Origin of the sequence: uncultured Gimesia sp., assembly GCF_937910335.1 — a bacterium.
GTDB lineage: Bacteria > Planctomycetota > Planctomycetia > Planctomycetales > Planctomycetaceae > Gimesia.
Genome location: NZ_CALEMX010000291.1, coordinates 1 through 8089, shown reverse-complemented (window position 1 = coordinate 8089; position 8089 = coordinate 1). Strand labels below are relative to the sequence as shown.

Below are 8089 nucleotides of genomic sequence, written 5' to 3'. Positions count from 1 at the left end.
AAGGCTTGATTGGAGACCAGAAAGCCGTAGTTGCCTTCAATATCAACCGCACAAACTATGATGTCTATAGCTCCATCACAGGAGAACTGATTCGAAAAGGCGAGTTGGATTTAAACAGTCGCTCCCGGCACGTCTTCGGCAGAAAACTTTTTTACCAAACGACATCAACAACTGAAAAACGCGTACGCCTATGGGATCCACTGACAGACAGTTTCCTGCTTGATGAGCCTGTTTTAAATTCGGGATTTTCAACACAAATTTCCTCTACAGAACTGGCCATCTTACTACCTTCTAATCGGCTGCGCGTATTGAATGTAGAAACAGGAGAAACCATCGTCGAAACAACCATACCCGATGATTACCTCAAGAACCTGAATAAATTCATTGGCTTCTCAGACAGTAATCGATATTACTTTAACTTTTCTTATACAAAACCACGTAGTCATTCTCCACGCAATGATTTTTTTGTCAGCGACTCTTTTTTGAATGTAGTACATGTCGATAATGATTTAATCAGCATTGACAAAAAGTCTGGCAAAATGCTCTGGAGTCGCAACCTGCCAAAAAGATCCTGGATTAATACTTCTCAATATCAACTACCATTTTTGATTTTCATGAGTAAAATTCGTACTGAATCCAAGACCAGAAGCTACTCCTTATTATTCGAGATTCTCGACGCCAAAACGGGCAACACCATCGGCTTTAAAGACAACATCATTAAAGATACGATTCTGCAATTGCACTTTGATCCCCGGTTCAAGAAAATCATTCTACAGGCGATGAATAGTGCCATCGAATTCGATTTTAACGATCAGCCGAAATCACTTAATAAGATCTTTGACGCGCCGCTCTAACTCTTCAACGAAATCGCTTGACCTGAACCTGCCTGAGCCCTAGTCTGTCTAAAAGAGAAATCAGCGGCTGTCGTATAATGGTATTACCCCAGCTTCCCAAGCTGGAGACGAGGGTTCGATTCCCTTCAGCCGCTCTTCTGCCTTTTTCCACGCAATTCAGCATGATTCCATAATATTCAGGTATAAGAAGTCAGCTCTTGACCTGCTGTGTCATCCCAGAACGAATCTGATCAAGTTGTTTTGAAACTGAAGAGAAGGGGACTTCGTGAGGCAGTTTTTCCGTCTTGGCGGCAATCGCAGATGCGACTCCAGCAGCTTCGCCCATAGCGACGGCATTGCCTGTGACACGGTAACTACTGTGTGCGATAAAATCACCGCTGATACATCGCCCGGCCATCATCAAGCCGCTCACATCCCGGGCAATTAATGCCCGCAAAGGAATATCATAAGGCTTTGACTTGAATGGTTTCTTTTCAATCGCCTTGGTCTTATCAGGATTGGTGGAATGCACGTCGATTCCAAATCGGACGTGGCAAATGGCATCGTCAAAACGCGTACCATTTTTTAGATCTTCGCTTGTAACATGATAACGTCCTCGGATGCGGCGACCCTCCCGCGTCCCAATGTGTTCGCCTGTTGCGACGATTTCGAGATTCGTCCAGGGACCACCCAGTTTCCTCAAGCTGTTTACCAGCTTATGAACTTCCCGTCGTGCCTGCAAAGTCGCATCGGTGACATGTGCTGCATCAATTGAAAGAGTGCCATACTCATGATTGGCCATCATTGCATACAACCCATCACGCACACGGAAAATCGTCGGACCACCATAGGAGGGATCAACACCTGCTCGTTTAAATTCGGCTAACAGATTCTTCTTGGGGTTCCCCAGTTTGCGAGGTTCCGCATCTCCACGGATGAACTGAGCGATCCCATCTGTCGTGACTCCCGTAAGCAAAACCATCAGACTCATTGGTTGTGTGAGACCGGTTCCAGGCTGGCCGAATTCATAACCACAGCCTGCTTGTGCAGCCAGGTCACCATCACCCGAACAATCAATAAATGATTTAGCCCGCCAGGCTTGTCGACCCGATTTGGATTCCGTCACAATGACAGACAATCGATTATTAATATCAGTCACAGCCCCCACGACTCGGGTATGCAACTGAATCTTGACTCCGGCTTCTAATAAAAGATCTTCTAAAAGCAATTTCGTTTTTTCAGTATCGAAGGCGACTGACCCATTCGGCAATGTATTGCTGGCATTTCGTTCTTCGAGTTGGTTCAGAATTTCACGCATGATCCCCGGCTTATTCTGGGCATCAATAATGAGTGTTAAAGCACCCGCTGTCCAGACACCTCCCACACAACCATTCACTTCGAGCAGTCGGGTTTTGGCACCACTCCGCGCTGAAGCAAGCGCGGCTGCCACTCCCGCGGGCCCACCTCCACAAACAATGACTTCATCTTCTTCCACAATGGGAATATTCCGGGCTGCTTCATGAAAAACCTTGCCATCCGGAGAAATCCAGCCGTTCGTTCGAACATGTTGAGCTGTCGAATTCCATACAGATTGCCCCCCTCCATCAAGAAGCATCGTATTAGAAGGTCGAGTAATACCATCTGCTACAGGATCTTTTGCAGATGCAATATTTGCCCCTGTCATCAACCCCGCCGTACTGCCAGCAAGGTATTTCCCGAATTTTCGACGGTCCATATTTTTATTGGACATCACAGGTTCCTCTTGATGATTAGATCTGAAATCTCCTCAGACTGACTATTTCCTCAGCCTTGTAATCGTTTTTGGATCTCTGTCACAACATCGTCTATAGGAATCCGCACCTGTTCCAGAGTATCACGATCACGTAAAGTGACACAGTTATCTTGTTCTGTATCACCGTCTACAGTCAAGCAGAAAGGAGTTCCAATTTCGTCCTGACGTCGATAACGGCGTCCAATTGCTCCCTGCTGATCATAAACGGCTTGAATCCCGGCAGATTTCAAACGCTGATAGATTGATGACGCAACTTCCGGCATGCCCGCTTTTTTAATCAATGGAAAAACCGCTGCTTTGACGGGAGCCAGTTTGGGATGAAACCGCATCACCGTTCGAGTCTGCATCTTTCCCTTTTCATCGGGCTGCTCATCTTCGAAATAGGCTTCGCAAAGAAAAGCCAGTGTGGCCCGATCCGCACCCGCGGCTGGTTCAATCACATGCGGAATAAATCGCTCACGCGTCTGATCATCGAAGTACGTCAGGTCTTTTCCACTCCCTTTATATTTCGGTTGACCATGTTCATTCTTTTCGACCACCAGTTGATCGCCTTCACGTACCAACTTACCTTCCATATGAGAACGTAAGTCGAAATCACCGCGATGTGATATCCCTTCAAGTTCCCCATATTCGTCTTCTTCCATAAAAGGAAATGAATACTCAACATCGGCTGTACCAATAGAGTAATGGGCCCTCTCTTCCGGAGTATGGTCACGGAGAATTAGATTTTCTTCAGCAACACCATGTTTGATATACCAGCTATACCGTCGATCACGCCAATACTGATACCATTCAAACGATTCATCGGGATGACAGAAAAATTCCATCTCCATCTGCTCGAATTCACGGGAACGGAAGATATAGTTGCGCGGCGTAATTTCATTTCGGAAACTTTTTCCAATCTGTGCAACTCCAAACGGAATTTTCACGCGGCCACTGTCAATCACATTTTTAAAGTTCACGAACATCCCTTGCGCCGTTTCAGGTCGCAAAAAGGCCGTGCCTTCTTCACCTGCTAACGCACCGATGATCGTTTTGAACATCAGGTTAAACTCACGCGGTTCGGTGAGTTCCCCTCCTGTTTCAGGACACCTTGCCTCCAGCTTCCCTTCAGCAGGAATGTCAGCTTCTTTCAGCATTTTGCTGTATTCCATCAGATTGCTGATTGTAATCTGTGGCGTTTCGCTGGCATCCAACCCTTGGGATTTTTCATATTCTACAAGTGCTTTTTCCAAACGTTTGCGTTTCGTTTTCGAAAGTCCCTCTTCTCCGATATCCGCCATGTATGTCTCACAGGCTACCGGAGTATTATCTGAAGCATATGCAACGGCCACGGAAACATGATCCACTCGGTAACGAGCCTTCGACTCTTTGGAATCAACCATGAAATCATGAAACAAATCAAAATGCCCTGAACTTTTCCAGACACTGGGATGCATAATGATTGTCGTTTCAACACCGGTCATGCCGAAGGGCTTGGGAGCGCCTTCTGGAGCGACCAGCTCATTATGTGTAGTAATCATGTCAGACCACCAGGCCTCTCTGACATTACGTTTGAGCTCAACACCTAAAGGACCATAATCCCAAAAACCCTGAAGCCCACCATAGATTTCTGAAGACTGAAAAATGAACCCACGCCGTTTACACAACGCAACAATTTTCTCCATCTCTTTTTTCATTGAATTGGTCTTTCAAGCTCGTTTGTCAATGACACTTTAATATATGTGATAATTTTAATGGGAACCGAATCTCAATCAAATATCTGTCGTTAACGAAATTTTCCCAGATTCGTGATCGTATTCAGGAACAGCGGTAATCAAGCCACGCTGAGAACATAATCGAATATCCTCTTCAAAGCCACGCCGAATTAGATTTCGACCTCCCAAACTGGCACGCACCGCTGACAGCAACCCGTTTTCGACCGAATCCTGCGACTGATAATAGTCCACAACAATACGGGTCGAATCATCCATCACAAGTTCCTGATCCGTCAACTTCTGCAACTCGGCAGCAATCGCACCGGCACACAAACAATCTTCACCCGTCACACTTCCATCAGTCCCGGCACAAACCAGATATATTAATCCATCAGAAATGCTGAGTGCTTTCACGATGGAATCCAGATTGATCAAAGAACCAATCAAAATCCGCGATGCCTTCAAAGCATGTTTCAGTGCCCGCGTTCCATTACTGGTTGTAAAAATAATATTTTTCCCTGCCACAATTTCGGCAGAGTAACGGGCAGGTGAGTTGTCCAAGTCAAACCCCTCGATCAATACTCCTTTTCGCTCGCCTCCCAGTAAAATCCGATCCCCCTCTGCTTGCCGGATCTCTTCAGCAATTTGACGTGCTTCTTCCACAGCTTCACAGGGAATTACGGCCTTGGCTCCCGAATTTAAAGCGTACGTAATCGTGGAAGACGCACGTAGAATATCCAGGATCACTGCAACGCTTCCTGAAAAGTCCTCAGGTTCTGACAGTAAAGGTAATAAGCAGGTTCGAATCTCAGTAGGCATAGTTTGTTAACGATGACATTCAATCTTGGGTTTCGTGGAAATTTGGCTCATCGAGCCTTATCTGAAATATCCTTTCGACACCAGGCGCCATCCCAGCGGATGCATTTGACCGCCTGATAAGCTTTCAGCTTCGCCTGACCGATCGTATCTCCAATCGCTGTCACTCCTAGAACCCGACCACCATCTGTGACAATTTCATCATCGCGAATCGTCGTTCCTGCATGAAACACTTTTGTATCTTCCAATTTCGCCGCTTCATTCAGACCACGGATCACCTTACCTTTTTCATAGTCCCCCGGATAACCCTCTGATGCCATTACGACACAAATTGCCGGACGCTCATCCCATTCTAGAGACTCAATACTGTCTAGACGCTCTTCAGCAGCAGCCAGTAACAGCTGGGCTAAATCTGTCTTAAGACGCATCAAAACAGGCTGCGCTTCGGGATCACCAAAACGAACATTGAACTCCAATACTTTGGGCCCCTGATTCGTAATCATCAGACCGGCGTAAAGAACTCCATTAAAGGGACGTTCTTCTGTTTTCATCACATTGACCATCGGAACCAGGATCTTTTCAATAATTTCATCCATGAGTTCTTCAGTCACCAGCGGAGCAGGGCTGTAAGCTCCCATTCCACCAGTATTAGGGCCCAAATCACCATCATAGGCCGCCTTATGATCCTGTGATGTTTCCAATGGTATAATCGTATCCCCACTGACAATTGCCAGAATACTGACTTCCTGACCGATCAGTTTTTCTTCAATAATCACCGTTTCGCCCGCATCACCAAACTCTTTTATCCTCATCAATGACTGAATGGCATCGCGTGCTTCCTGCTTGGTATCACATATCAGAACACCTTTACCCGCTGCCAATCCATCTGCCTTGATGACCAGTGGCTGCTCTTCGCGTTCTTCCAGAAAGCCTTCGGCTGCTTCAAAGTTGGAAAATGTTTCTGACTTCGCGGTCGGAACGTTGGCTTTCCACATCATTTGCTTTGCAAACGATTTACTACCTTCCAGTTCAGCCGCCGCTTTTGAAGGCCCAAAAACGGCAACGCCCGCCTCACGCAAAGCATCGGCCATGCCAGCTACCAGTGGAACTTCAGGACCGACAACCGCCAACCGAATCGATTCCTCTTTGGCAAACGCCAATATCCGTGGAATATCTGATGCATTGATATCGACATTGGTCGCATCAATCTTTGTCCCGGCATTGCCCGGTGCACAAAAGACCTGGCTGACACTTTTAGACTCGGCCAGTTTACAAACCAGGGCGTGTTCGCGGCCTCCCTGACCAATCACTAAAACTTTCATCGTGTATGTTACCTGCTTGCTGTTTATATTCTATTTTGTTCAGGGCATTCATTTTCAACGAATTGCACGTTACAACGAAAATGGAGTATATCAGCACTGTTTTGCCCCTAGTAGCATCGCTCAACGAATTTTACAGTTTGATACTAAAAAGCTGATTTCTGTCTCAGGCGTATCTGTAAATAAGTTGATTTCAAATCTAAACTGCTTCAGTGATCTACTAAGCTAAATAGAATTTTCTCAACAGTTGGACGAAATCAACTTGAGAGCTTATAATGCGAGATTCAATCAACAATTCCATGCGGAGATTTTTTCTGAATCCGCTCGACATGAACCACACCAGGCAAATGGCTGTCGTCCTAAAGTGATTGAGTGCTCTCATAAATGATCTGAGAATTTTTCTCAAATCATTTCCGGTCGTAATTGACTTAAAGTGTATCTGATAAAAGACTTTTAACTTTCAAGCTAACTGGAGACATCAACGTGTTTGATACTGTTGCCGTCCTTGGTGCCACTGGGGCCGTTGGGAACATCATGCGGAACCTTATGGAAGAACGTAACTTCCAGGCCAAACAATTCCGCTTTCTAGCGTCTGCCAGATCCGCTGGTAAAACCTTGGAATTCCAAGGTAAAACCTACTCACTGGAAGAATTAACCCATGATTCGTTCAAAGGAGTAGAGCTTGTCATTTCATCTACTCCCGATGAGATCGCAGCAGAATTCCTGCCATCAGCGGTTGAAGCTGGCGCAATTGTAATTGATGAATCTGGCTATTGGCGAATGAAACCGGATGTGGCGTTAGTCATTCCCGAAATCAATCCTCAAGCAGCCCTCGATGCGAAAGGAATTATTGCCAGCCCCAACTGTTCGACAACACAAATGGTCATGGCCCTCAAACCTCTGCACGACGCCTCTCCTATTCGTAGAGTGATCGTCAGTACCTATCAGGCAACCAGTGGAGCAGGAGTTATCGGCACCAGCGACCTGATGGAAGGCACACAGGCCCATCTGGATGGTAGAGATTTTTCGTACCAGATCTTTCCACATCCGATTGCCTTCAACGCAATTCCCCAAATTGGTAGTGAGAAAGAAGAAGGATACACCAGCGAAGAAATGAAAATGGTGTATGAAACCCGCAAGATTCTGGGAGACGACTCGATTCAAATTAATCCGACCTGCGTGCGAATTCCCGTTGCCAATTGTCACAGTGAAACAATCACAGTCGAAACAGAACGACCAATCTCGCCCGAAGAAGCCCGCAAGTTATTTGAGGATTTCCCCGGAATCACTGTCGTGGATGACCTGAAAAAACTTTCGTATCCGCTCCCTTCCAGCTGTGATGGCAGTGATGAAGTATATATAGGTCGCATCCGCCGCGATATCTCTCATCCGAATGGCCTCAGTTTCTGGTGCGTCAGCGATAACCTACGCAAAGGAGCTGCCACCAATGCCGTTCAAATTGCAGAGCTACTCGCAAAACATAAAGCAGAGACTTAAATAAGAGACTCGATTTTTCCCTGAGTTAGATTTCTTATTTTTTGACATCCGGCTGTCAGCCCACGTACTACAAGTTCAATATGTAAAGGCAACACAATGACTGAATTCCATTACCAGGATGGTGAACTGTTCTGT

At 46.1% G+C, this 8089-nt stretch carries 6 protein-coding genes and 1 tRNA gene; 3 read left to right on the top strand and 4 right to left on the bottom strand.

What is annotated here, in order from left to right:
- A partial coding sequence (locus Q0668_RS11835; RefSeq protein ID WP_298864674.1) for a hypothetical protein occupies positions 1-854 on the top strand: 854 nt, incomplete at its 5' end.
- Positions 855-917: 63 nt separating this feature from the next.
- Positions 918-988, top strand: a tRNA-Gly gene (locus Q0668_RS11830).
- Positions 989-1044: 56 nt separating this feature from the next.
- Here the strand turns inward: Q0668_RS11830 and Q0668_RS11825 are convergent.
- The 4 genes from Q0668_RS11825 to purD all read right to left on the bottom strand — a co-directional run bounded on the left by Q0668_RS11825 (position 1045) and on the right by purD (position 6460).
- On the bottom strand, positions 1045-2583 hold the full coding sequence (locus tag Q0668_RS11825) for an FAD-dependent oxidoreductase (RefSeq protein ID WP_298864671.1): 1539 nt from the start codon (positions 2581-2583) through the stop codon (positions 1045-1047).
- A gap of 53 nt (positions 2584-2636) precedes the next feature.
- Positions 2637-4304: a glycine--tRNA ligase gene (locus tag Q0668_RS11820; protein ID WP_298864670.1), complete on the bottom strand. Its 1668-nt coding sequence runs from the start codon at positions 4302-4304 to the stop codon at positions 2637-2639.
- A gap of 75 nt (positions 4305-4379) precedes the next feature.
- Positions 4380-5141 carry a 2-phosphosulfolactate phosphatase gene (locus tag Q0668_RS11815; protein ID WP_298864667.1) on the bottom strand — a complete coding sequence of 254 codons (762 nt, stop codon included), beginning with the start codon at positions 5139-5141 and terminating at the stop codon, positions 4380-4382.
- A 47-nt stretch (positions 5142-5188) separates the two neighbouring features.
- Positions 5189-6460, bottom strand: coding sequence for a phosphoribosylamine--glycine ligase (gene purD / locus Q0668_RS11810; RefSeq protein ID WP_298864664.1), 1272 nt, complete (start codon positions 6458-6460; stop codon positions 5189-5191).
- 480 nt (positions 6461-6940) lie between these two features.
- Between purD and Q0668_RS11805 the strand changes: the two genes are divergently transcribed.
- Complete coding sequence (locus Q0668_RS11805; protein WP_298864661.1) at positions 6941-7954, top strand: aspartate-semialdehyde dehydrogenase; 1014 nt, start codon at positions 6941-6943, stop codon at positions 7952-7954.
- Positions 7955-8089: the final 135 nt, after the last annotated feature.

What these genes read in the sequence shown, in the direction of transcription:
- Q0668_RS11825 (WP_298864671.1), bottom strand. Translation starts at nt 2,583, where the DNA reads ATGTCCAATAAAAATATGGACCGTCGAAAATTCGGGAAATACCTTGCT.
- Q0668_RS11820 (WP_298864670.1), bottom strand. Translation starts at nt 4,304, where the DNA reads ATGAAAAAAGAGATGGAGAAAATTGTTGCGTTGTGTAAACGGCGTGGG.
- Q0668_RS11815 (WP_298864667.1), bottom strand. Translation starts at nt 5,141, where the DNA reads ATGCCTACTGAGATTCGAACCTGCTTATTACCTTTACTGTCAGAACCT.
- purD (WP_298864664.1), bottom strand. Translation starts at nt 6,460, where the DNA reads ATGAAAGTTTTAGTGATTGGTCAGGGAGGCCGCGAACACGCCCTGGTT.